At 39.8% G+C, this 23,349-nt stretch carries 22 protein-coding genes; 10 read left to right on the top strand and 12 right to left on the bottom strand.

Annotated features, from left to right (window positions below; translation table 11 throughout):
* Positions 1 to 494 precede the first annotated feature (494 nt).
* Positions 495 to 917 carry a hypothetical protein gene (locus tag B9T36_RS05610; protein ID WP_086208542.1) on the bottom strand — a complete coding sequence of 141 codons (423 nt, stop codon included), beginning with the start codon at positions 915 to 917 and terminating at the stop codon, positions 495 to 497.
* Between the two features lie 284 nt (positions 918 to 1,201).
* On the opposite strand from B9T36_RS05610, the gene B9T36_RS05605 reads away from it, so the two are divergent.
* From B9T36_RS05605 to B9T36_RS19025, 4 genes are all read left to right on the top strand, one after another.
* On the top strand, positions 1,202 to 1,480 hold the full coding sequence (locus B9T36_RS05605) for a hypothetical protein (RefSeq protein ID WP_086208541.1): 279 nt from the start codon (positions 1,202 to 1,204) through the stop codon (positions 1,478 to 1,480).
* Positions 1,481 to 1,646: 166 nt separating this feature from the next.
* On the top strand, positions 1,647 to 3,353 hold the full coding sequence (locus B9T36_RS05600; protein ID WP_086208540.1) for a mechanosensitive ion channel: 1,707 nt from the start codon (positions 1,647 to 1,649) through the stop codon (positions 3,351 to 3,353).
* Between the two features lie 62 nt (positions 3,354 to 3,415).
* Positions 3,416 to 3,607 carry a hypothetical protein gene (locus tag B9T36_RS05595; protein ID WP_086208539.1) on the top strand — a complete coding sequence of 64 codons (192 nt, stop codon included), beginning with the start codon at positions 3,416 to 3,418 and terminating at the stop codon, positions 3,605 to 3,607.
* Positions 3,608 to 3,774: 167 nt separating this feature from the next.
* Entirely contained in the window at positions 3,775 to 3,927 is a 153-nt protein-coding gene (locus B9T36_RS19025) for a hypothetical protein (protein ID WP_171264415.1), read from the top strand.
* A 21-nt stretch (positions 3,928 to 3,948) separates the two neighbouring features.
* On the opposite strand, the gene B9T36_RS05590 is transcribed toward B9T36_RS19025, so the two are convergent.
* The 5 genes from B9T36_RS05590 to B9T36_RS05570 form a co-directional block, all read right to left on the bottom strand.
* Complete coding sequence (locus B9T36_RS05590) at positions 3,949 to 5,148, bottom strand: NAD(P)/FAD-dependent oxidoreductase (RefSeq protein WP_086208538.1); 1,200 nt, start codon at positions 5,146 to 5,148, stop codon at positions 3,949 to 3,951.
* Positions 5,149 to 5,212: 64 nt separating this feature from the next.
* Positions 5,213 to 6,082: a 1-aminocyclopropane-1-carboxylate deaminase/D-cysteine desulfhydrase gene (locus B9T36_RS05585; protein WP_086208537.1), complete on the bottom strand. Its 870-nt coding sequence runs from the start codon at positions 6,080 to 6,082 to the stop codon at positions 5,213 to 5,215.
* Positions 6,083 to 6,145: 63 nt separating this feature from the next.
* Positions 6,146 to 7,219, bottom strand: a complete 1,074-nt coding sequence (locus tag B9T36_RS05580) for an HlyD family secretion protein (RefSeq protein ID WP_228146983.1) — start codon at positions 7,217 to 7,219, stop codon at positions 6,146 to 6,148.
* A gap of 128 nt (positions 7,220 to 7,347) precedes the next feature.
* Positions 7,348 to 8,997 carry an MFS transporter gene (locus B9T36_RS05575; RefSeq protein WP_086208535.1) on the bottom strand — a complete coding sequence of 550 codons (1,650 nt, stop codon included), beginning with the start codon at positions 8,995 to 8,997 and terminating at the stop codon, positions 7,348 to 7,350.
* 12 nt (positions 8,998 to 9,009) lie between these two features.
* Entirely contained in the window at positions 9,010 to 9,558 is a 549-nt protein-coding gene (locus B9T36_RS05570) for a TetR/AcrR family transcriptional regulator (protein WP_086208534.1), read from the bottom strand.
* Between the two features lie 544 nt (positions 9,559 to 10,102).
* Between B9T36_RS05570 and B9T36_RS05565 the strand changes: the two genes are divergently transcribed.
* A complete protein-coding gene (locus tag B9T36_RS05565; RefSeq protein ID WP_086208888.1) occupies positions 10,103 to 10,318 on the top strand; it encodes an NF038215 family lipoprotein in 216 nt (71 codons plus the stop codon).
* A 194-nt stretch (positions 10,319 to 10,512) separates the two neighbouring features.
* Here B9T36_RS05565 and B9T36_RS05560 read toward each other — a convergent pair whose 3' ends face one another.
* Together B9T36_RS05560 and B9T36_RS05555 are read right to left on the bottom strand one after the other, a co-directional pair.
* Positions 10,513 to 10,968, bottom strand: coding sequence for a DIP1984 family protein (locus B9T36_RS05560; protein WP_086208533.1), 456 nt, complete (start codon positions 10,966 to 10,968; stop codon positions 10,513 to 10,515).
* Between the two features lie 146 nt (positions 10,969 to 11,114).
* The gene (locus B9T36_RS05555) at positions 11,115 to 12,734 is read right to left on the bottom strand and encodes an oleate hydratase (protein ID WP_086208532.1); all 1,620 of its coding nucleotides are present in this window, start codon (positions 12,732 to 12,734) and stop codon (positions 11,115 to 11,117) included.
* Positions 12,735 to 13,175: 441 nt separating this feature from the next.
* Between B9T36_RS05555 and B9T36_RS05550 the strand changes: the two genes are divergently transcribed.
* The gene (locus B9T36_RS05550; RefSeq protein WP_086208531.1) at positions 13,176 to 13,799 is read left to right on the top strand and encodes a LysE family translocator; all 624 of its coding nucleotides are present in this window, start codon (positions 13,176 to 13,178) and stop codon (positions 13,797 to 13,799) included.
* A 54-nt stretch (positions 13,800 to 13,853) separates the two neighbouring features.
* Here B9T36_RS05550 and B9T36_RS05545 read toward each other — a convergent pair whose 3' ends face one another.
* The 3 genes from B9T36_RS05545 to metG form a co-directional block, all read right to left on the bottom strand.
* Positions 13,854 to 14,822 (bottom strand): MBL fold metallo-hydrolase, encoded by a 969-nt coding sequence (locus B9T36_RS05545; RefSeq protein ID WP_086208530.1) that lies wholly within the window; start codon positions 14,820 to 14,822, stop codon positions 13,854 to 13,856.
* 47 nt (positions 14,823 to 14,869) lie between these two features.
* Positions 14,870 to 15,970, bottom strand: coding sequence for a hypothetical protein (locus tag B9T36_RS05540; protein ID WP_086208529.1), 1,101 nt, complete (start codon positions 15,968 to 15,970; stop codon positions 14,870 to 14,872).
* 154 nt (positions 15,971 to 16,124) lie between these two features.
* Positions 16,125 to 18,182: a methionine--tRNA ligase gene (gene metG / locus B9T36_RS05535; protein WP_086208528.1), complete on the bottom strand. Its 2,058-nt coding sequence runs from the start codon at positions 18,180 to 18,182 to the stop codon at positions 16,125 to 16,127.
* Positions 18,183 to 18,452: 270 nt separating this feature from the next.
* Between metG and B9T36_RS05530 the strand changes: the two genes are divergently transcribed.
* The 3 genes from B9T36_RS05530 (at position 18,453) to B9T36_RS05520 (ending at position 20,820) form a co-directional block, all read left to right on the top strand.
* A protein-coding gene (locus B9T36_RS05530; protein ID WP_139841352.1) for an IS5 family transposase occupies positions 18,453 to 19,266 on the top strand; the annotation gives its coding sequence in 2 pieces (ribosomal slippage) (positions 18,453 to 18,842 and positions 18,844 to 19,266; 813 coding nt in all).
* A 139-nt stretch (positions 19,267 to 19,405) separates the two neighbouring features.
* Complete coding sequence (locus B9T36_RS05525; protein WP_086208527.1) at positions 19,406 to 20,206, top strand: hypothetical protein; 801 nt, start codon at positions 19,406 to 19,408, stop codon at positions 20,204 to 20,206.
* Positions 20,207 to 20,355: 149 nt separating this feature from the next.
* A complete protein-coding gene (locus tag B9T36_RS05520; RefSeq protein ID WP_086208526.1) occupies positions 20,356 to 20,820 on the top strand; it encodes a hypothetical protein in 465 nt (154 codons plus the stop codon).
* A 35-nt stretch (positions 20,821 to 20,855) separates the two neighbouring features.
* Here the strand turns inward: B9T36_RS05520 and B9T36_RS05515 are convergent, their stop codons facing one another.
* Positions 20,856 to 21,185, bottom strand: a complete 330-nt coding sequence (locus B9T36_RS05515; RefSeq protein ID WP_086208525.1) for a hypothetical protein — start codon at positions 21,183 to 21,185, stop codon at positions 20,856 to 20,858.
* A gap of 315 nt (positions 21,186 to 21,500) precedes the next feature.
* Here B9T36_RS05515 and apbC point away from each other — a divergent pair, with 315 nt between their 5' ends.
* On the top strand, positions 21,501 to 22,778 hold the full coding sequence (gene apbC, locus B9T36_RS05510; RefSeq protein WP_086208524.1) for an iron-sulfur cluster carrier protein ApbC: 1,278 nt from the start codon (positions 21,501 to 21,503) through the stop codon (positions 22,776 to 22,778).
* Positions 22,779 to 23,349: the final 571 nt, after the last annotated feature.

Genomic DNA, 23,349 nt, shown 5'->3' with positions numbered 1-23,349 from the left:
TAAAAACGTCAGAATTGGGATAAAGCTTTATTCTGTGCAAAAGATGTTCTTTTTATGGTGTTTTTTTTACAGCTTAGTCTGCATCTTAATCGAGATTGCTTTTACTGCTCAAGTGGGATTTTTAATATTTTGTTAATAATGCATTGAATTAGGGCATAGTTATATTCCTCTGATATTACAAAGGAAATTAAGCATAATGCATGCCATTTTAATATTTTTTTAAATCATATTAGGCGAATGTCTAATAATCCAGCAGCCTCACAACACGCTTTTTATCATCTCATAGTGTGCGGGGATATAATGGGATAAGTAGAGTTTATAAAGATAAATTAAAAAAAGAAGCTTAAATTTTAAAAAGATGCTTTTACCAAGTTGCAAGCAGTATGAGCGAAACACGTATGAAATTTTGATAACGATTACAAGTCACTAAGGCGATTACATGGGATGATTTTAAGTTGAGTAATCGCACTGAGCTAAAGTTTGAAGTTAGAATTTTAGTGAACAAACATATCCATATATTCACGGATTTCAGAAATGGCTGTTTCAATATCGGTCGTCAACCATGTTGGCTCAAATAACCCGATATAATGATCTAAGCGATCTTGAGGTACAACAAGACGTATTGGACATTCTTCTTCGAGTAAACGCCAAGGAATAATCGGTGTTTCATTGTCTAAAAAGGCTTGCACATTTCGAATATCAATGATCATGGCATTGATACATTCAGGAAACGGCATCACAGAAAATTCTTCAGTGCGACGACGGAAAAACTCTAAATCGCCCCATTTGAGAATGTAACTTGGCTTAGAAAATTCAATTATACCAATGAGGTGTTGATCGCGAGTGAAATGCACATGACATTGGTGCGTAACATCAGTGTCTAAATCAAGCGTTACACTTTGTTGACGATATGCCATAAAGTCCAAAACAGCTAAAACAAGGTGCGTGATTATAGCGCAAATTGAGCTCAAGAAGACCTTTAGACAGACTCTTTTTGCCCATGCTTTATAGAAATGCCATTTCCTTGGTTTTGAAAGCTTAAAAAGTTATACGTCTATAGTTTTTAAATGCTTATAAAACAAATATTTAATAGTTTGAGATTTGTTTGTTTACTATCTCACTATGCTTTGAAACACAATGCTACACAAGCACTTGTTAGTATAAAAATTCGACAACTTGATAATAGAAATGCGGGGGAGCTATGACACATGATTTCAGTAAACCGCCCCATGTTCAAACGCCAGAGGAGCGGCAAAAGAAAAAACGCGTGCCAGTGTATATGCTGGCGTTGGTTGGCATCTTTTTCATTGCATTATTACTTTATATGTTTGCAGATCGTCAGCCGAATAAGGCTGATGCACCACCAGGACATCCTAATGCAACGACAGCAGTTGCAAGCTCAAATAATACTGCCACAACGACCACGAGTGATGAAGCGGTAGCAACAGATAGCAATACCGCAACAGCAACAGACCGTTAAAGGTGGTGAAAACCCTTGTGCATCAACAGGGGTTTTCTTTAAGAATCATTACAAAAAATAAAATCCACTTCTCATTGATACATTGGCTAAGACTACTCTAGAGAACTCAATTGAATGTTGATGGTGTACTTGGCGAAGATCTAGACATAACAAGAGGGAGAACAAGATGAATGATTATGTAGGGCATCAAGGTCGATTTGATGCGATGTATTATTGGGATCAGTTTCATCCTATTCTGTCTGCAATCGCAATTCTGATCATTGGTTGGATTATTGCCTTGCTCATTGCAGGTGCTGTGAAAAAAGTCTTAACCAAACTGGGCACCAATCAAAAACTATCGAGTGCCACAGGGCATCGTTCAAATATTGAAAATATTGTTTCCCGTGTTGTGTTTTGGCTGATTTTGATTATTGCGGTGATTGGTGCACTCAATGTGCTTAATCTCACCAGTGTGAGTGGGCCATTTAGCAATATGGTTCAGCAATTCCTATTGTTTATCCCTCAGTTGCTGGCTGCTATTGCGGTCGGTTTTATTGGCTGGATTGTGGCCAATCTGGTCAAAGTGGGTTTACAAAAAGGATTGGATCGCACCCAGTTAGATGAAAAGCTCAGTCAAGATGTCGGTGTGAGCACGCTCAGTCAAAACATCAGTGAAATTGTTTATTGGTTAATTCTCTTGCTGTTTTTGCCTATTGTACTGTCGATACTCGGTCTCACAGGGCTGCTTTTCCCTATCCAAAATATGGTCAATGAAGCCGTATTGTATCTGCCGAATATCTTTATTGCGGGTGTGATTATTTTTGCGGGTTATATTCTAGCAAAAATTGTACGTGGCATTATTGAGGGTTTATTGAGAAGCCTAGATGTACAAAAACAGGTTGAAAAATTAGGACTGTTTAAAAACTCAGATTTGGCTAAAGTGCTCGGATCTTTTGTTTTTGCAATCGTCATTATCACGGCTCTGATTATCGCCTTTGAAGCTTTAGGGATTGATGCCATTTCTCAACCTGCAACCGCCATGTTGTATGAAATCATGAATGCAATTCCGCATATTATTGCGGCGGCATTGATTTTAATTTTGGCCTATGTAGTGTCGCGTTTTGTCGCAAACCTTGTGGTTGAAGTCTTGTCGGGAACAGGTGTAGATGACATTCCAAGCAAAGTTGGCTTACAACGTTTCTTAGGGAACACCAAAGCATCTTGCGTTGTGGGTTACTTCATCGTGTTCTTTACCATGTTATTTGCAGTTTCTGAAGCAGCAAATCGACTCGGCTTTGAGCAGATCAGTGGTTTGATTGCGATGTTTATCCAGTTTGGTGCAAACATCCTGTTGGGTGCAGTCATTCTGGGCGTGGGCTTCTGGCTGGCGAACTTGGTTGCACAGGTGATTGAACGTGGTGAATACAATAGCTCTCGTTGGGTAGCGAACATTGTTCGTGTCTTGATCATTGGCTTGGTGTTGGCAATGGGCTTGCGTGCCATGGGTATCGCAGATTCGATCGTAAACTTAGCCTTTGGTTTAACGCTTGGCGCAGTTGCCATTGCTTTTGCACTGGCTTTTGGTCTGGGTGGACGTCAACCTGCGGAACGGGTTTTGACCGACTTGTTAGATAAAGCCAAAAAAGAAGGTACGCAACCGAATCCACTGTATCAGGCCAAAGCTGATAGCACGCAGTCCGCACAAGGCAAAGAAGGGCATGCTTCACTGAAAGAGCAAATGGATGCACCAACAGTTGCAGAAGAATATCAACATGTTGATGATATTCCGACCACCGCAGAAGTTGATCCTGCGCATAAACCTTTAAATAAGCCTTTTGGCTCAACGGGTGAAGCTGAGCAAGATATTGATGTTCACCCCAAAGATCCAGACTAAGTCAATTACACTAAACACCAACCGCTGATAGTGGTTGGTGTTTTTTTTATTGGAGTAAACCGATGTCAAAAAAAGCCCCAAATAAATATTTTGCGCCCATTATTATTGCAGGCATTACCGTTGGATTTTTCGTGAGTGCTTATAAGTTTGTCTTTGCGAAGCCGAAAGCAGAAGCTAAGCAATCCACAGCGTCAGAGATGCTTCCTGCGCAATCTTCTGAGCGAGTAGTGACTGAAAAGGATGATGAAAAATAATACAAAAGTATATAGTGTTGAATGGCATTTAATTTGGTATGTTTAATGCATGTGAAATATGGATATTTCATAAATTAGAAATACTTAGATGCCTATACTTTGAAATATGAATTGATGAATATTTCACAATTTATTTTGATAAATTGTACATACACAAGGAAAAACCAATGATGAAAATATTAAAAAAGACATTGATGTTGCGCCGTACCGTGACTGAACTTAGCCATGTGCAAATTGCCATTGCGAAAATGGACTTAGCGCTTGCTCGTCAGCAGAAACAAAATCAGTGCATCCTACTACGCACTGATTATTTAGAATAATTTATCGTTTAAGCAGATGGCTTAGACATATTCTGATGCGGCATGTGCAGATGACCATGCCCATTGGAAGTTAAAACCGCCCAAATGTCCTGTCACATCCAATATTTCGCCAACAAAGTACAGGCCTTTTTGCTTTTTACTTTCCATGGTTTTCGATGAAACTTCCGTGGTATCTACACCGCCTAAAGTCACCTCAGCGGTACGGTAGCCTTCGGTTCCTGATGGTTTGACTTCAAACGCATGTAAGCGCGTTGCAATGTGCTCCAGTTTTTCATCCGACAGTTGGCCAATCGCTGTTTCAGCCAATTCAGGCCAAATCAGATTTTGTAGTTCAACCACTACACTTTTCGGGAAATGTTCACCCATTAAAGTACGAAGCAGGGCTTTGGGTTGACTGTGTTTCTTGGCTTTTAAGTAGTCGTGCACATCCGCACTTGGTAGGAAGTCAATTTTAAAACTTTGCCCTACATCCCAATAATTCGATAGCTGTAGCGAGCTTGGTCCACTGAGCCCACGATGGGTAAATAAAAGCGCTTCGGTGAAAGCGTTTAAGTCATTTGATAAAGTGGCATCGACTGCGTTGCCACTTAAGCGTGTGGTCACTTCTTTAAAACTATCTGAAAAGGTGAAAGGTACTAAACCTGCGCGAGTTGGATAAACATGGTGACCAAATTGCTTTGCAATTTCATAGCCAATCCCTGAACCCCCTAAGGTCGGTATAGATAAACCACCCGATGCAATGACTACAGATTCGGTTTCAAAATACCCCAGCGTCGTGGCAATTTGAAAACCTTGTTCAGCGAGTGCGGTGATAGCTTTCACTTCACAGTTGGTTTTAATCTCGACCAAACCTGTCTTTTCACACTCGCTCAACAGCATGGCTAAAATTTCTTTGGCACCTTTTAGGGTGAACAACTGACCGTGTTTACGTTCTTCATATTCAATCCCGTATTCACAAACTAGGCCAATAAAGTCCCAATTGGTATAGCGAGTGAGGGCTGAAATCACAAAGTGTGGATTATGCGAAATAAAGTTGCTGGGTTCGACATAGAGGTTGGTAAAGTTACATTTACCACCACCCGACATGAGAATTTTTTTACCGACTTTATTGGCTTTTTCTACCACCACCACTTTACGTCCACGTTGAGCTGCCATATAGGCTGTCATTAAGCCAGATGCACCTGCACCTAAAACTAAGACATCATATTGATTTGCGGACATGACACACTCACGGGAGAATAAAGCAGGGCATTATAGACCATCTTTTTTGCTTTTTCAGGACTATCTAAAGTGCAGTTGAACGACCTTGCAGTCCACCTGAATGAATCACCAAAATACGATGGTCTCGTGGAAATGCACCTTGTTGAATTAAATCGGTTAAACCCAACAGCATTTTGCCTGTGTAAATTTGTTCCAGTGGAATGCCATATTGCTGTTCAAAGTCTTGAATAAATTGCAGTAGTTCAGGCGTGGTTTTGGCATAACCGCCACAGCAATATTGATCGGTAATTTGCCAATTCCGTTTTGGGGTGAGTTGCTCGACTTCGGTACTCAAAAAATCACCTTTGAGTGCAGAGAAGCCCAAAACTTGCTGCTGCGAATGACTGGCTTCAATCAGACCTGCAATGGTGCCACCTGTACCCACGGCACAGCAAATCAGATCGAAATTTTGTCGATCCGCATCAGAGAGAATTTCTGTACAGCCTTGAATGGCAAGGGGATTGGTGCCCCCTTCAGGAATCACATAATAATCAGGATAATCTTGTTGTAACTGTGCTAAGTAGGCTGAACTTTGCTTTTGCCGATAGGCTTCTCGCGTCACAAATTGCAATTGCATGCCGAATTGCTGTGCTGTACTTAAAGTTGCATTCAAAGCTTTACTAGCTAGCTCTTCACCTCGAATAATGCCCAGACTCTCAAAACCCAATAACTGCGCTGCATAGGCTGTCGCGGCAATATGATTGGAATAGGCACCACCAAAAGTCAGCAGTTTTTTATAGCCTTGTTGCTGTGCCACTAACAGGTTGTATTTCAGTTTAAAAAATTTATTGCCTGAAATGTATGGATGGACCAGGTCTAAACGTTTGATGCTGATATTGATTCCGCCAACACTGATGTGCTGATAGGGAATGGACTGCGCAATCTGTTCAAACATAGGACTTTTATCAATCAGGTTGAGTGCATAGTGTAAGTGAAAAGTCTTGGTTTCTGCACAGGATTAATGCTGTGCAGATCGGGTATCGACCGAACTAATCACGGACATGCCAGGGCGTAAATTTTCAATGCCTGTTTGATTCGGATCAATTGCAATCCGTACCGCAATGCGTTGCACCACTTTAGTAAAGTTGCCGGTAGCATTATCGGCTTTAAGCACACTGAACTCTGAACCCGCCGCTGGGGAAATTTGCTCGACATGACCTGTAAATTTCTGATGATTGAGTGCATCCACCGTAAACCATGCTTTTTGCCCAATTTTCATATTGGCAATTTGAGTTTCTTTAAAGTTTGCAGTAACCCAAGTTTGCTGCGGAATCAGATAGAGCAACTGTGTGCCTGCGGCTACATATTGTCCCACACGTGGATTGACTTCACCCAGTTGTCCATCCATCGGGGCGATAATACTGCTGTAATTTTTGGTGGTTTTGGCTTGATCTAGTTGTGCAGCGGCATTGGTCACTTGTGCTTTGAGCCCAGTTTCAGCGACTTGTGCAGTTTTGAGGGCTTCTTTCGCCACTAGGACATTGGCCTGTGCTTGTTGCAGTAAGGCTAAATTATTTTGGGTATCGGCAAAGGCTTTGTCTTGTTCTGATTTAGACGCTGCGCCAGAGTCGCCTAACTGTTGAAAGCGATGCTGTTGTGTCAATGACAGTTGGTATGCTGCTCGCGCTTGTTCGACCTTGGCTTCTGCCGCAACAATATCGGCTTTACGTTGAGCAATATTTTGGCTTTGATTGGAAAGGTTATTTTGGGCTTGATCAACGCCTGCTTCAGCCTGTGTGATTTTTTGGTCATAGGTGGTGGCATCAATATGCATCAACACCTGTCCTTTTTTGACGTGATCAAAATCACTGACCAACACATCTTTGACATAACCGTTAATTTGCGAAGAAAGTACTGTGGTTTTACCTTTGACGTAGCTGTTGTCAGTGGACTCAACGGCACTGTCAAATGGCCCAATTTTCCATGCCCATAAAATGATCCCGATCCCGATGATGAGTACTAAAAACATCAAAATCAGCGTACGTTTTGCTGTTGGAATCAATTTACTCGACGGTGGCGTAATGGGCGTCATCGGTGTTGTTGCTGTCACGGGCTGTTCAGGCTGAGCTGTATTTTCAGTCGTTGCAGTTGTTTCAGCGGGTGCTACTGGTTTTTGATCTTCAGACATAACAATTTCTCAATAAATAGGGAGCAGTGGCATTAGGCAGGACCGATTTTCGCCTGTTGCCGTAGTTGATATTGATTCCGTACAATCAGGAATGTCCCCCACAGCAACAGCAGCATGGCCACGATGCCATTGAAGCTAATCACGTCGTTATAGGCACGTACTTGAGCTTCTCGAGTAACCACTTGATTTAAATTTTTTAAGGCTTGTTGTTGCTCTAACTGCTGATCGAGCGTGTAACTATGCGAACTTTGTTGATACGCTAAAAGACGCTGTGCAATCAACGGATTGGTTTCGGGGAGTTGTTGAATCATTTCAGTACGATAGTTCTGGGTTCGGACTTGTTGATAGGTGGAGTAAAAGGATGAACCGACTAAGCCACCAAATGTTTGAGTCGCTGAAAATAAAACAATGAACGTGACAATATGGGTAGGGCCTTTTTGCATGGCACTTAAGATACCCGTGATTAAGAGTGGACCAATAAATACACCACTGGCAAAGCCTACCAAAAACTGACTGCCATAGAAGTTGGAAGGGCGAATATCGCTGGTGAGGTGAAAATCTAGCCCGCAAGCAATTAATACCAAAGCTTCTGCTAACAGTAGGTGCCAAATAATCCGTTCACGTGAAAAAGTGATGGCACTAAATAAGGTTCCAGACACAATGCCTAAAAAGATCACCACATAGAGCGGGACAAATTGATCGGGGCCCATACCCATCGTTTTAAGAAAACTCACGGCAGCATAACTTTGCTCCGACATTAAGAAGCGAATTGCAAAGGCACCGATGATAAAACGAAGCGTAGATGATGTCCCCAGCCAACGCGTCATAATCAGTGGATTGACCCGATAATGCTCATAGACCAAACCAATCACAATCAGACTGAACCCTGCAATTAAAAGGTATGCCAACCATTTCACTTCAAACCACCACAAGATTGGCCCTTGGGTCAGTACAATACACAAAAAGGCAAAACCGGGCGCAAGCAAGGCAAAGGTGAAAAAGTCCTGCTTTTCAAAAACAGCAATTCTTAAACTGCGGGGTAATTTAAGCGACACCACCATTGCAAAACAGCACAGGGCTAAACCAATTTCAAAGGTATATAGGACATTCCAGTTATTGACATCAATAAGGTACGGAGAAATGATCCATGCTAAGGGAATACCAAGCTGTTGGAAGCCTAAAGCCAAATAGATACTTCGACCAAAATTTTCTCGCTTAAAAGCCTGCATAATGTAATACATGCCTAAAGAGCTGAGCGGTGCTGCAACCATGCCACTAATAAAACGCACCAGTACAGCCATTTCAAAGGTATGTACAAAGACGTGTAAAACTAAAACTACAATAAAAATCAGCAGGCCTATTTCAGAAAATAGACGCAGACCGTATTGTTGGCGGGCTTTAAACAGAATCAGGTTCGCACTGACGTTCGCCATGACATAAGCCGCAGGAATCCACGCCACCTCAGAGGGTGTTAGTCCATATTCACCCTGAATTAAGGGCAAATTTGCGGTAATGAAACCGTTACTGAGACTCGCAGACAGTGCAACAAATAAGCCAATAAAAAAATATATGAAGCGCTTAGGCGTGGAGTGTGCGATCACGGCAGGAGAGCCGGGCAGGGTTGGCTTTTCTTCGGGTGTCCAGTTTGGCGCAGGTTCAAGTAAACGCGGTGGCTGTGTCATGAGTGGTGACCTTTATGCCCGAATACCGTTGAGTAAGAGTTCAATTGCACGTTGTGCAAGTTGTTGCTGCTCTATATCGGTCAACCCTTGAAAGGAAGTCCTTAAAATAGCTGTAATCATGGCGTAATCTTGGGTGGTCAAATCGGGGCGACATACGCCGTGCCGAATGGCTTGATCAATCAAAGGTTGTAAAATCGCATTGCGGCGCGCGTAGATATCGACCATGACGGGATCATCACGCTCAATCACCCGCCAATATTCCATCAGTGCAGTTAAATACGGTAAGTTATAGACATGGTTTTCAATTAAACGGATAAAACCATCTTCATACTGAGAAAACGCTGCCGCACGAACAGCGAGACGTTCCAAAGCTTGTTCCATGAGTGCAATCACCAAGGCACGGCGGTCATCAAAATTACGATAAAACGTCGCCCGCCCGACATTGGCTGTATCAATGATCATTTGTAAGGGGGCATTGATTCCGTGTGTACGAAAAACCTGAACCGCAGCTTCCAGCAATTCCTCACGGTTTTGTGCAGCACGCTGTTGACGACTGGTCATGGTGATTATTTCATTTGATTTGGGAGTGCTATTATTTAACGGACAAAAGTGTCCGTTGTAAATATTTAATCCTGTAAGATTTTGTAAATCCGTTTGTCTTTTTCTAATTTAATCTAATTTCGATAAGAAATAGGCGACTCGGAAACGTCATCTGCAACCTGCATGGTGTAAATAAGATAATGTTTTATTCGCTATATTTGAATAAATCCAAGGAATGAACAGGTTTTGCAGATGACAATGGTTTTGCCTACTTTTGTCGAAACAAAAGTAGGGCGAGCCGCAGGCTGATGAAGAAATTGAATAAAACAAGATAAGACTCCGCCAAGATAGTTTTTTCAATACGTCGGATAAATATTTAAATCGAATTTTGGTTAACTTAAATCATTTATATTATTGTTTTATAAACGAATGATTGATTTTTCTTGAAATAAAAAATACGCACAGAACCATCATGTAGATAGATAAGAGTTGTAACAAAGTCGATAGGATTGGAAAAATAAAAGTGCTATGCTGAAAGCACAATAATGATAAATGAGGGGATATGATGAAAACCTTATCTACCCTAGTATTGGTTTTATTGCTCACTCAGCTAACTGCATGTGATGCAAAAAAGGATTTGAATCAGCCTAGAACTGAGGCTCGTACCATGATTATTGGCGGTGTTCCTGTGCATGATCGTGACTATAAACTTCCATCACAAGAAATGGCTTTTAATCAGAAAACGCCTAGACAGGCTGATGCCTACGAAGATGTAAAATAGGGAGGCATATTGTCAGTACATGGTGGTGCAAGGTGCGATGTGCAGTATAAAAGATGCATTGTGCTACGTCAGATTTGTGAAAATATGAAGTAGACGTCTTACTTCCTGCAAACGTTTGTTGAATTAAAGCCTTACAAACGTATAAAAGGCCTTGTACTCGCCCAATATGCCCAAACTGTTGTGGCTCAAATTGGTTAGATCAGTTCGATTTGCCAATTTGAAGCTTGAATCTCTAAGTTATTTTGCCTGAGTTGTTGGCTAATTGCATCGGCTTGTTTTTGCAAGTCTGCAACCGTAATGGTTTTAACCCAGCGAATTTCACTGGAACTATAACGACCATTTTCACGTCGTGAACTGTCGATGGCCTGTTGGATAATACGATGCTGTTGAGTGAGCAAATCACGTGTGTTTAAAACACTGAGCATGGATTGGCCTGTGCTGGTTTTAGCTTGAGCATTGGTCGCATGAATTTTTTCAATCAGATGATGTAACTCTGTATTTACACTAAAGGCCTCACCCATCAGCGCATTGGGGTCTTCACTCAGTTCATCGCCTTCTTGGATCAAAACATTATTGTTGATCCGTTGCTGTAAAGAGGCGAGCTTGGTTTGTAAATCACTACGCAATAAAAGTGCTTCGGCGAGTTTCATAGTTTTATTTTTAAAATTTTAGATGAATCTTATACTGCATCTGTGCGATCAAAGCTTCAAATGAGTTTTGTAATTCGAAGAAGTGACATTTTGCTTAAAAGTGATAAGAGCACAGAAGCGTGCTCTTATCGCTATATATTAAAAACTTAGTGGAACACTGTTTCTAAAGCTTTTAAACCCACTTTTGGATCAAGTAGACCATTGTAAATTTCAGGGATTTCACGTTCCACCCCAAAGAATTCATAAATGGCAAGCATCGCTCCACGAACTGAATATTCCACAGTAAAGACCACGTCATCTTCAATTTCCACAAACTGTCCAAGGAAAGCAAAGTTTTGTGAGCCTTGCGGAATCACTTGTGGACGATCCCCCGGTTTACGGCAGGCAAACAGGGCAGAGGCATATGGCATCATGGCGGTAGTAACATCAGTCGTTGCCAAAACATGATCTAAAATGTCCTCAAAACCGAGTTGTTTAATCAGCTCTGTTAGAATTTCTTGCCCCGTGGCTTCGGACATTGGTTTTTTGATGTAATCGCCTATATGGTCAATTTGGAAACCGTAGCCCCATAAGGTATATAAACCTTCAGGTAAGTCGGCAAAGTGTGGCTGTGCAGGAACCACGATGGATAAATGCCAACCCGACTCGTACCAAGTCATCAATGCGCCTGTGCCCGGTTCATTGCCTGTATAGTCAATAATACGTTTAAGTAGAACATCATCTTTCATGGTCAGAGTAAATGACTCCCATTTATGTTCATCAACATTGCCATAAAAAGTCATGGGACGGCCAAAGTCTGGGGCTTTTTGTGCCAGCGTTTCCCAAAGCGTCCAGCCATGATCTTCTCGATTACGAATGAGGGCAGGTACGTCATGATTACCACCATAACGCGAGTCTGCGGTAATAGAGCCTAAAGTGAAAATGGCTAAATCATTGGCTTTTAGATTAATTTGCTCTGTGCCTTCAGGCAATTGTACATATAGGCGCGAGGCATGGCGCTCTTGAGTTTCAGCATTGGTAATGAAGTCCGCATCTGTAACATAGTGTCCAAAACGCACATCGACACCTTGTGCGACTAGCCAACGCTGTAAGGGCAGAATCATTGAATCATATTGGTTGTACTTGGTGCGTTTCACACCTGCTAAAGTATGAATACGCGGTAGTTCTTGAATAAAACGTAAGAAATAGCGTCTTAATTCTGCTGCGCTGTGCCATTTTTGAAAAGCGAAAGTTGTGCGCCACATGCGCCAGAAATTGGTTTCAAAAAAGGCCTCATCAAAAAACTCATCTATGCGGCGGCTGCCAATTTTTTCTTCTTTTGAAGCCAATAAGCGTAGCATTTGTGCACGATGTAGCGTATTCAGCCCAAGTTTTGCAGCATCTGCAATGACATGTTCGGCATCAATTAAACGCGCATTGGCATGGGTTTTCACTTTTTCATTAAACTCACGACACTCTTCACGTACCGAAATGTCTGGATTTTCCAAAGATGGAATACTGGAAAATAAATCCCACAGGCATAGATACGTTTCATCAGTGAGCATCCGTCCGCCACGTGTCACCCAAGCTTGTGCGGCATGCGGGGTATGTCCACCGTCCATCGAGCCACCTGAAATATCGAGTTCTTCTAAAATATGGATATTTTTGGCAGGGACTTTGGCATCACGGATTGCAAATGCAGCAGCAGCCATACCTGCGATACCACCACCAATAATCCAAAGATGGGACTGTTGCGCGTCTAATGGGGTGCGCTTCTTATTTTGCATGGTTCACCTTTAATTATGATGTTAAAAATTATGAAGTAAAAAAATTGGTTTAGAAAAACCTTAAAAATAGTATGTCTTTTTATATATGAAAAATGTATGAAATGGGAAGCAATCCACTCATTATATTTTGTAATCAAAAATATGTAGATAATGGTTATTTTTAATACACATTTGTCTTTTTATTAAAATTGAATATGATCTAAATAATTGATGTTATTATTTTTTATGGAGTAATTGCTCTATTGTTGTTTTTACGATTGCCTATGCCTAAATTTCTTTAGAAATAGGCTTTTTATTGATCATTAAAAGATATAATTGAATGGCGTAAAGCCTATACATTGAAATATAAACGTGAAAAATAATTGATAAAGTGAATATCGTAACAACCTTGTTTAGCGTAAAATCGTTGCTGATCAAATTCTCTCAACTTAGAGGTCACTCTTGGAATCATTATTGATTTTAGGCTCTATTACTTTGGCATTAATGTTAGGTGCTATTAGTCCTGGTCCAACATTTATTTATGTCGCCAAAAATTCAATTGCGATTTCACGTAAACATGGTTTATTTACTGCTTTAGGTACAGGCACAGGCGCTGCATTGTTTGGTTTGCTTGCAGTCATGGGGTTACAAGCAATTTTGTTGGCTGTACCGTCCGCTTATATTGCTTTGAAAGTTTTTGGCGGTTTGTACTTACTTTGGCTGGCGTATAAAATCATTAAACATGCTAAAGAACCGATGGAAGCTGTAAATGGTTCTGTAAAGACGATGAGTTATGTACAGGCTTTTCGGTTGGGGCTGATTACTCAGCTCAGTAATCCTAAAATTGCCATTATTCTTGCCAGTATTTTTACTGCACTTTTACCCAAAGAAATTCCAACTTATTTCTATGTGGTATTGCCGATGCTGTGCTTTTTTATTGATGCAGGTTGGTATTCGCTTGTGGCGGTTGCCTTGTCTGCGGAAAAGCCACGTCGTGTATATTTAAAGTTTAAGAAAGTATTTGATCGTGTTGCTGGGGCTGTGATGACGGGATTGGGTTTAAAACTTATTTTTGGAATGAAGTAACTGTTTGAGCTCAGGCTCACCCTCTCCAAAAATGAGAGGGTTTTTTATATTTCATCAATCCTTAAAATGCACAGGAATCCATTGATAGCTTTTACCATCTGCTGAATAAATATGCCCAATGCCGGGGAATGGCAAGTGTGGTGCTGCAATGGTTTGCCCGCCTTTCGCATATTCTGCAAATTGCTTTAAGCGGGTTTGTATTGCTTTTTTCGGGTCGATATCATAATCAATTGCCGTTGTAGGTTTATCAAATTGCACGGTATGTGAGTGCACAATGTCACCAATAAAGACCATCGTTTCATCTTTGGTTTTTAACTCATAGCTAAAATGTCCGGGTGTATGCCCCGCGGTATTAATCACTTTAAAGCCCTGAATTTGATCGCCCAATTGATACGTTTTGAAGCGTTGTTTGGCTTGATAGGGTGCAATGGCTTGTTTAATTTTTTCAACAGTTCCTAAGTAGCCTGCTTGTTTTTCTTTCGGGAGTTGGCTGACTTGTTTCGGGTTTAGCCAATAGTTCGCTTCATCATTGGAAACGTAAACGGTTGCATTAGGAAAATTGGCAACGCCATCTTTACTGATACCACAGACATGGTCGGGATGTAGATGTGTGAGTAGAATGGTATCAACTTGCTCAGGTTGATAGCCTGATGCTTTTAGGTTCGTTAGAACTGAACCTAAGTGTGCACCGAAGCAGCTGGCTGCACCGCTATCTACTAATACTAGAGATTTTCCTGTATTGACGAGGAACGCATTGATAGAGGTTTGTACGCCTTTCTCTTGATCTGCATAGTATTTCTTTAAAATCTCGTGAACTTGTTGTTGTGGAATGTCTTTAAACAAGCTTGGTGACATAAAGTTTGTACCATCTAGCAGGGCTGTGATTTGTACGTCATCTGCTTGATATTGGTAGTAGCCTGCAACCTGTGGATTGGTTTTGGTTGGCTCGACAGGAGTGATGGCTTGAGTTAATGGTGCTGTTAATAAGCTTAATGTAACGAAGATTGGTTTTAGGTTTTTCATATGATTCTTATAAATTTAAAATAGTGATTATTTTTAACATGAATAGATCACGTGTAAAAGTATAATTTTTTTTCGGAATTAAATAAAATTTCCTGTATTAAAAATATTTCAATTGGCTCATTGGGAAATAAATCTTGATTTTTCAGAAAAATACTAAGTTCTTTTTCGTTTATTTGCTTTTTAAATTCTGTAGAAAATATAAGTTTATCTTTTGAATCAAGCATAAGCTCTGTTAAAAATTGTTTTCCTTCAAATTTATGTAAATCTAAAGACTCAAAGATTTCAATGGAATTTTCATTACATAATGTCCCAACATAAATATATGAAGTTTTTTTATATTCTTCTTTTAGTATAAAAAAAGTATATGGTTCTTTATCATCACCTTTTGTTAAATCAAAAAAATGTGAAAATATAATTCCTGATTTTTTTAGTCTATATTTTTTGCTAGTAATATAAAAAACACCCGTAACTAAACCTTGCCAAATTTTTTGATAAATTTCTTTTGATCGTTCTAATCTATTTTTTGTATTTTTTAACTTCTCTTCTCTAGTATTTATAAAATCTGTAGAGATATCATTTGGACTTTGATTATTTAAAGATTTAAGTTCGTTAAAAATATTTTCAAAAACTTTGAGTTCAGACTCCAAATTTCGGATATTTTCATATAACATTCTGAGGTATTGGTAATTGAGTAATTTGTTGTTATACAAAATTCCTGCATTATCTAACTCATTAAATAAATCCCGATCATGATCTCTACAATATCCAAAAAATGAACAAGAAAATTTGGTTGATTTCTGCTTAAAATTATATTTATATGGGTTTTCTTTTAAATCTAGATCTAAAACATCTATAATAATTTTATCGTTAATTTTATTTCCTAAAAAATTATCTAATTTATTTTTTGAAATTACATGAGAATTAATACTCTTTGCATTACAACCATTATGCTGGCATTTTTTATCATTATTTTTTTGATTATTGATGATTTTGCTTATGACTTCTCTTGCATGAGTATTCATTTTCTTTGTCGGTGAATCATAAATTATTTTACGTATAAGATTAGCTAAGTTTGGATTTTCAGCGCCAACTTCATTTAATAATAATTCGACATCTAAGAAGCTTAAATTGTTTTCTTGATTGTCCATGATCTGCTCCTAATCAGGGTTTTATTTATAATTTAAGCTCTTTAAATAATAATAGAACATTAAATTCGATTACTTATATCTAATGTTAATTCAATTTACACCCAATAAAAAGCCCCTACAAAGTAGAGGCTTTTTCTCATCTCAGATCTAAATCTTAAGACACTTTATCACCAGCTTTAGCACCAGATTCAGGTGAGATCACCCAAACACCTTCACCATTACCTGCGGCAAGTACCATACCGTTAGAAATACCAAAACGCATCTTACGTGGCGCAAGGTTAGCCACCATCACCACTAATTTGCCTTTTAAGTCTTCTGGCTGATAAAACTCACGAATACCACTAAACACATTACGTGGTTCAGCTTCACCTACATTTAAAGTTAATTGAAGTAATTTATCAGAACCTTCTACTGTTGCAGCTTCTAAAACTTCAGCTACACGTAGGTCAACTTTCATAAAGTCTTCAATACCAATAATTTCAGCTTCACCCACTTTAGGCTCAGGCTTAGTCGAAGCTTTCTTCTCTTTTTTCTTTTCCACTTTTGGCGCTTCTGTCGCAGCAGCTAAAGAGTCTTTAGATGCATCAACCATGGCTGCAACCGCTTTCGGGTCTACACGTTGCATTAACGGTTGGAACAATGCAATTTCATGATCGACCAATGCCGTTTGAGCAGAAGCAAAGTCAAAGCAGTCTAGTTTTAAGAACTCTTGTACTTGAGCCGCTAAAGTTGGAAGTACAGGCGCAAGGTACACAGCCAATTGACGGAATAGGTTAATCCCCACCGAACAAACATCGTGTACTTGCTGTTCTTCGCCTTCAACTTTGGCTAAAGCCCAAGGTTTTTTCTCATCAATATATTGGTTAGCTTTGTCTGCAAGTGCCATGATTTCACGAATCGCAGCAGAGAACTCACGTGCTTCATAGGCTTTCGCAATTGAGTCGCCCGCATCAATAAAGCTTTGAACCAATTCAGGCTCTGCACAAGTTACACTTAACTTATTATCAAACTTGGTGTTGATGAATTTTGCACAACGGCTGGCAATATTTACCACTTTACCGACTAAGTCAGAGTTTACTTTCTGAACGAAATCATCCAAGTTCAAATCAGAGTCTTCAACTTTATCAGACAGTTTAGACGCGAAATAGTAGCGTAAGTACTCAGGGTTTAAGTGCTCTAAATACGTTTCAGCTTTGATGAATGTCCCGCGAGACTTCGACATCTTCTGACCGTTTACAGTCAAGAAACCATTGACGAATAAACCTGATGGCGTACGGTAGTTTGCACCTTCAAGCATTGCAGGCCAGAACAGCGCATGGAAGTAAACAATGTCTTTACCAATGAAGTGATAGACTTCTTTGTCAGAGTCTTTCTTCCAAAAGTCGTCAAAACTTAAATCAGGACGTTTAGTCTTGATGTAGTTTTCAAAACTCGACATATAACCAATCGGCGCATCGACCCAAACATAGAAATATTTGTTCGGCGCATCTGGAATTTCAAAACCGAAATACGGTGCATCACGTGAAATATCCCAGTCTGATAAACCAGCTTCAAACCATTCATCCAGTTTATTGGCAATCGAAACTGGTAAGCGACCTTGGTCACGCGTCCATTTTTGTAAATATTCTGAGAAATTCGGCAGTTTAAAGAAGTAATGATCTGAAGATTTCTCTACAGGCGTTGCACCACTCAAAGTCGATTTTGGGTTTAAAAGCTCAGTCGCGTTGTATGTTGTACCGCAGACTTCACACGCATCGCCATATTGATCTTCCGACTTACATTTTGGGCATGTGCCTTTAATGAAACGGTCAGACAGGAACATGCCTTTTTCAGGATCAAACAGCTGATTGACAGGACGGATGGCAATATTGCCTGCTTCACGGTTCTTAATATAAATCTCGGAAGAGCGTGCTTTGTTTTCATCACTATTGGTCGAATCATAATGATCGAAATGTACACCGAAACCGTCAAAGTCACGAATGTGCTCTTTTTGTACGTTGGCAATTTGATCTTCAGGTGAAATACCATTTGCTTCGGCACGTAGCATGATGGCTGTACCGTGAGCATCATCCGCACATACATAAGTCACATCGTGTCCCATTGCACGCATGGCACGAACCCAAATATCTGCTTGGATATAACCGAGTAAGTGTCCCATATGGATGGGGCCATTGGCGTATGGTAGGGCGTTAGTGACTAAAATATTACGCACGGATATGACTCTCTCATTCGTATTTTATATAAGGTCAACGATTTTACCTTAGATAGCCGCGACTTGCACAAGTGAATCGGTGAAAAGTTTTCAAATGAGGCTAAAGCTTGTATGAGTTGATCGCTAGATTGAGCAGCAATCATTAATTTGAGCAAGACAGTGAAAAAATAATCGGAAATACATGGTTTAAAACGGCATAAAATAGTTTATTCATCTTTTCATGAAAGATTAGATCTCTTGCGAAAGTAAGAAGTGGTTTATACTGAACAGATGAGATATGAAAATTTAACACGATTTAATGATAAGGAATTCAAACGATTAGTTGGAGTTCCACGTCCTTTATTTGTCCAAATGGTTACTATTCTGCAAGAAGCAGAAAGAGCAAAGAAAAAATCTGGTCGTCCACACACATTAACGATTGAAGACCAATTATTATTAACTTTTAATTACTTACGCTCATATAGCACTCAAATTGAGTTAGCAGCAGCTTATGATATTGCAGAAAGTAATGTAAACCGAACGATTCATAAAGTCGAAACGGCACTCATGCGATCACGTCAATTTTCACTACCTAAAAGAGATCCCAAAATAAAAGAGCTTGATTTCGTGATTGTAGATGTGACTGAATCACAGATAGAGCGTCCTAAAAAAACAAGTAAATTACTATAGCGGTAAAAAGAAAAAACATACGCTTAAAACACAAGTTATTTTTAGTCCAAACCTGAATCAAATCATCAGTATTCAAGTTGCTACTGGACGCAGACATGATTTAACGATAGCAAGAAAATATGCTAAAGAGTTTGTAAATTTTAAGTGTATTATGGCTGATTTAGCCTATAAGGGCTTTAAAGAAATAAAGAGTAAGCTGCTAATAGCCATAAAGAAACCTAAAAATATGGAGTTATCGAAAGAAGCGAAAAGCATCAATAGAGAGATCAATCGTCGTAGAATAACAATTGAGCATATCAATTCAAAACTTAAAGTTTTCCGTATTCTTAGTGAACGTTATCGAAATCGAAGGAAACGATTTGGTTTAAGGATGAATTTAATTGCTGGACTGATCAACTGGATGATTCAAAATTAACTTTCGCAAGAGACATATTGAATGGATTGTTAAAAACTCAAATTATGCAGCTTAAAACTAATGTGTATTTTCTCTATATTCATGCGCTAATAACAGCGATAATACGTGGATTCAGCCCGTTTTTAAGAGTATGCCGTCCATGATTGACGATGATTTTGATTTCGACCAAGCCGTGACCCGAATTCCGCAAAATCCACAAGCGACTAAACTACTGGGCAATCAACTTTTACAACAAGCTGAACACTACCTTGCCTCAATGGGCAGTCGACCACATGCACAATTGGTTGAGTCACTCCGTCAGCTCGAGTCTGAAGATTCATACTTTGCAATCATGGTCGATCAACTTGAGTATGAAAGTGATGAACCAATCGCCAATGACGTGCTCAATCTGTTGTTTTTCTGGCAAATGGCCAATGAAAAAGAAGCGGATATGACTGAGTTTCAATTGCCCGATTTAATTCAAACGGACTATTTCCAAACGACTTTGCTTGAAGCTTATGATGCAATGGAGTTGGGGGCATTCCAAGCCCAACGCCGCAGCGTGATTGAAGAAACTTTAAAGCTGTATCAACAGCAGTGTTATGCAGGTTGTATTACGGTTCTTTATGGTCAAATTGAAGGGATTTTGACGGATGCCTTAGTTGAGCATGGTTATTTACAGCAAAATCAAACCAAGTTTGTCGATGTCTATAAAATTGTGCCGGGCTTGAAAGGTCATGAAGTCAAAAGCTTATGGCATAAAGTTAAAATTGCCAGTGAAATCAATCCGTATTTCCTGAGCCTTGAAGCATTGAAAATGGATGCGAGTTCAAGTGTTACTGCCAGCCGTCATAATATGGTGCATGGCGCAGACGTGACTCATTTCACTCAAGCACGCAGTTTCATTTTGTTTATTTGGCTGTTTGCAGTAATCAGTTTTATCAGTACTTTAAAGCGTTAGTTTGTTCCGTATAAAAGTATAGGATGGATCTAAAATTGATGCATCCTGTACATCTATTGTTTCTAAATGATGCAAATGGCGTCAGCACTTAAAAAGCAAGGTATAACTCTGAGTTAAGCAAAATTTTAAATACGAAAGAGGGCTGTGACATGACGAATGATAATAAACTCGATGATTTAAAAACCAAAGCGACTGAACTGAGTGAAGACTTAAAGTTAAAAGCTGAAGCGGCAAAACTTGAAGGTGAGAAAGTGCTGGAAGATGTTAAGCATCAGGCCACTGAAGCCAAGCTTGATGCTGAAAAGCAACTGACTGACTTAAAAGAGAATGTAGAAGAAAGTAAAGCTGAAGCTAATGCCGCCTTTGAGCAAAAGTTGGAGTCTGCACAAGCCAAAGCTGAGCATGCGAAACAAGTCGCGCAGGAGAAATTGGATCATTTTAAAGTTGAAGCAGGACATAAACTGGATGAGGCTAAACTTAAAGCTACAGAGTTAAAGCATGAGGCTGAAATTAAACTGGAAGAGTTTAAGGTGCAAGCCACTGAAAAGTTTGACGAATTGAAAAAGAAAGCCACAGAAACACTGCAAAAGTTTAAAAAAGACGACCAAGCTTAATGTTAACTAGCTAGCCGACTGTTATAACCTAAATGTTACTGCACAGACTGTGTATATGATGCAGGGTCTGTGTCTAAATTAAACCATGTAATACTTTGAATTTGGTTATTCACGGTACGAATGGTATAGCGAAAGTTTTGTATTTCATAGATATATACTGTTTCCATAGGGCTGTCGGGAGCAGTGCCTAGCGGTTTAGATACCATTGAAGTCGGTGACAAGTTGATTTTTTTCTGCATGTCCTGAACTTGGTCACCTATGGTCACGGTTTGACCCGTAGGAGTCCTAAACGAGTTGGTTGATGTATCGGCAAAACTTAGGCCCGACAGCAAATAAGCGCAAATAAACGCGATCCCCCATTTCATTGTTTTTCTCCATATAGCTTCATTATAGACCAACAGAATATAGGTATTTTGCTATGCAAAAACATCACCTTAAATGGTGAGATGAGTCAAAAATTACAATTCTTTACGTTCAAGTTTGAAACAATTCACTGATTTCACTTTGAATGTTCTAGAGCTAAATATTAGCGTTTGACAGGATTACTAATAAAAAAAACCAACTGATTTGGTAGGAATATCGGTTTTCATGGCATATTCTATGAAGACTTAACTTAACCTCTCTAAGTTTTGTGGTTAAACTATAGCACTCAGCTGTGAACTCGAATTTGGAGCAAATATATGTCGTGGCTTTCTTCTCTTAAATCTGTTTTTTCTCCTGCGCAGGAGGTAAAGGAAGAAGAAATCCAAACAGTGCTGCAAAACTATATCTTGCCCAATTCAAACAATGCTTTAAAAGACCGCATTACTCAAGTGAATGTGCAAGGTAATATCCTGCAAATTACCCTGAATACTTTTCCTGCTGAAGCAGATGATTTACAGCAGATCCATGATGATTTGGCAGTTGCACTTGAAGCGTGTGGTATCAAAGAATTAAATATGCATGTGATTCAGCAAAAAACTGGACATAAAGAAAAATCTGGTGGCTGCGGACATCAACACGCTGAAGGTGAGAGCTGTTCAAGCCAAGCAAAAGAGGCTGTGCCGAAAAGCAATTTACCGCCTGTGATTGATGCTTCAGGTTCAACAACCGAAGCCACGGCACCATCGGTTGAAGCTGATCCAAACAATCCACCCATTCAAAAAGCAGCGCCACAACAACGTGATGTGCCGAAGCATCCGCGTATTCAAAATGTGATTTTGGTATCCTCAGGCAAGGGGGGCGTAGGTAAATCGACCACCACCGTAAACCTTGCACTTGCTTTGCAAAAGCTAGGCTTAAAAGTGGGGGTCTTAGATGCTGATATTTATGGTCCGAGTATTCCGACCATGTTGGGCAATGCGGGCAAAACGCCGATGATTGAAGCGGAAAACTTTGTACCCTTAGATGCCTATGGTTTAGCAGTGTTATCAATTGGGCATTTAACAGGTGATCATAATACTCCTGTGGCTTGGCGTGGGCCAAAAGCGACAGGGGCATTGATGCAACTGTTCAATCAAACCTTATGGCCTGACTTAGATGTCTTAATGATTGATATGCCACCGGGTACAGGTGATATTCAGTTGACCCTTGCGCAGCGTATTCCTGTGACATGTGCAGTGATTGTGACTACACCTCAAAACGTGGCACTTATGGATGCCACCAAAGGCATTGAATTATTTAACCGCGTACACATACCAGTCATGGGTGTAGTGGAAAATATGTCGACCCATATTTGCTCAAATTGTGGATTTGAAGAGCAAATTTTTGGTACGGGTGGCGGTGATAAACTGTCTGAGCAATATGCTATTCCGCTTTTGGGACGTTTGCCTTTAAATGTACAAATCCGTGAAAATGCAGATGCAGGGAAGCCTTCGGTTCTAGTTGAAGACAGTGCAGCAGACAGCTATATGCAAATTGCTGAAAAAATTGTAGCAGCATTGCCGAAAGCTGAAAAAGACCAAACCCGTATTTTTTAAATTAAGCCTCAATAAAAAAAGCCCAACCTGATGAGTTGGGCTTTTTTGCTTTTTAGGATAGTGAATAGGGCTGATTTTGTTTTTTGGCTTACAAAATATTAATGCTAGTCACCATCAAAATCCCAATAATATCAGTCACAGTTTCAGGGATAATCATACATAAAGCACCTGCACCTAAGAACATCCGCTAAAACCAGTTCAAACCAATTTTAAAGGAACTTTCAACTGTAACCCCCAGCGCTAAAATACCGACCACAGAGATAAAGACAATACTCACAATCGTGGTCCATACAGGGAATATAAACTCATGTGTCTGGACGTGTCACCTCTAGAGTGTTATGTGCCCACTGTAAGGTATATCCCTTTTAAACCGTCAAGGTTTTATGCCTGAGGTTTTGATGTCAAGATTTGCCCATAGTTTGGATATAAAGTATAAGTTTTATTATAAATTTCAAACAACAAGTTGATGTTAATTACATTACATAGAGCAGATGCACCACCTGTCGCGATGTTGACTAATTTGTTTTGTAATTTGCTCGAAGCTTGAGCACTGACTTCTGTTGTAGTGGAA

This window comes from Acinetobacter sp. ANC 4204, from assembly GCF_002135205.1.
Classification (GTDB): domain Bacteria; phylum Pseudomonadota; class Gammaproteobacteria; order Pseudomonadales; family Moraxellaceae; genus Acinetobacter.
Note: the sequence above shows the minus strand (reverse complement) of the source record. Positions and strands in the feature narration are given on the sequence as shown.

What these genes read in the sequence shown, in the direction of transcription:
- B9T36_RS05610 (WP_086208542.1), bottom strand. Translation starts at nt 917, where the DNA reads ATGGCATATCGTCAACAAAGTGTAACGCTTGATTTAGACACTGATGTT.
- B9T36_RS05605 (WP_086208541.1), top strand. Translation starts at nt 1,202, where the DNA reads ATGACACATGATTTCAGTAAACCGCCCCATGTTCAAACGCCAGAGGAG.
- B9T36_RS05600 (WP_086208540.1), top strand. Translation starts at nt 1,647, where the DNA reads ATGAATGATTATGTAGGGCATCAAGGTCGATTTGATGCGATGTATTAT.
- B9T36_RS05595 (WP_086208539.1), top strand. Translation starts at nt 3,416, where the DNA reads ATGTCAAAAAAAGCCCCAAATAAATATTTTGCGCCCATTATTATTGCA.
- B9T36_RS19025 (WP_171264415.1), top strand. Translation starts at nt 3,775, where the DNA reads ATGATGAAAATATTAAAAAAGACATTGATGTTGCGCCGTACCGTGACT.
- B9T36_RS05590 (WP_086208538.1), bottom strand. Translation starts at nt 5,148, where the DNA reads ATGTCCGCAAATCAATATGATGTCTTAGTTTTAGGTGCAGGTGCATCT.
- B9T36_RS05585 (WP_086208537.1), bottom strand. Translation starts at nt 6,082, where the DNA reads ATGTTTGAACAGATTGCGCAGTCCATTCCCTATCAGCACATCAGTGTT.
- B9T36_RS05580 (WP_228146983.1), bottom strand. Translation starts at nt 7,219, where the DNA reads ATGACGCCCATTACGCCACCGTCGAGTAAATTGATTCCAACAGCAAAA.
- B9T36_RS05575 (WP_086208535.1), bottom strand. Translation starts at nt 8,997, where the DNA reads ATGACACAGCCACCGCGTTTACTTGAACCTGCGCCAAACTGGACACCC.
- B9T36_RS05570 (WP_086208534.1), bottom strand. Translation starts at nt 9,558, where the DNA reads ATGACCAGTCGTCAACAGCGTGCTGCACAAAACCGTGAGGAATTGCTG.
- B9T36_RS05565 (WP_086208888.1), top strand. Translation starts at nt 10,103, where the DNA reads ATGAAAACCTTATCTACCCTAGTATTGGTTTTATTGCTCACTCAGCTA.
- B9T36_RS05560 (WP_086208533.1), bottom strand. Translation starts at nt 10,968, where the DNA reads ATGAAACTCGCCGAAGCACTTTTATTGCGTAGTGATTTACAAACCAAG.
- B9T36_RS05555 (WP_086208532.1), bottom strand. Translation starts at nt 12,734, where the DNA reads ATGCAAAATAAGAAGCGCACCCCATTAGACGCGCAACAGTCCCATCTT.
- B9T36_RS05545 (WP_086208530.1), bottom strand. Translation starts at nt 14,822, where the DNA reads ATGAAAAACCTAAAACCAATCTTCGTTACATTAAGCTTATTAACAGCA.
- B9T36_RS05540 (WP_086208529.1), bottom strand. Translation starts at nt 15,970, where the DNA reads ATGGACAATCAAGAAAACAATTTAAGCTTCTTAGATGTCGAATTATTA.
- B9T36_RS05525 (WP_086208527.1), top strand. Translation starts at nt 19,406, where the DNA reads ATGATTGACGATGATTTTGATTTCGACCAAGCCGTGACCCGAATTCCG.
- B9T36_RS05520 (WP_086208526.1), top strand. Translation starts at nt 20,356, where the DNA reads ATGACGAATGATAATAAACTCGATGATTTAAAAACCAAAGCGACTGAA.
- B9T36_RS05515 (WP_086208525.1), bottom strand. Translation starts at nt 21,185, where the DNA reads ATGAAATGGGGGATCGCGTTTATTTGCGCTTATTTGCTGTCGGGCCTA.
- apbC (WP_086208524.1), top strand. Translation starts at nt 21,501, where the DNA reads ATGTCGTGGCTTTCTTCTCTTAAATCTGTTTTTTCTCCTGCGCAGGAG.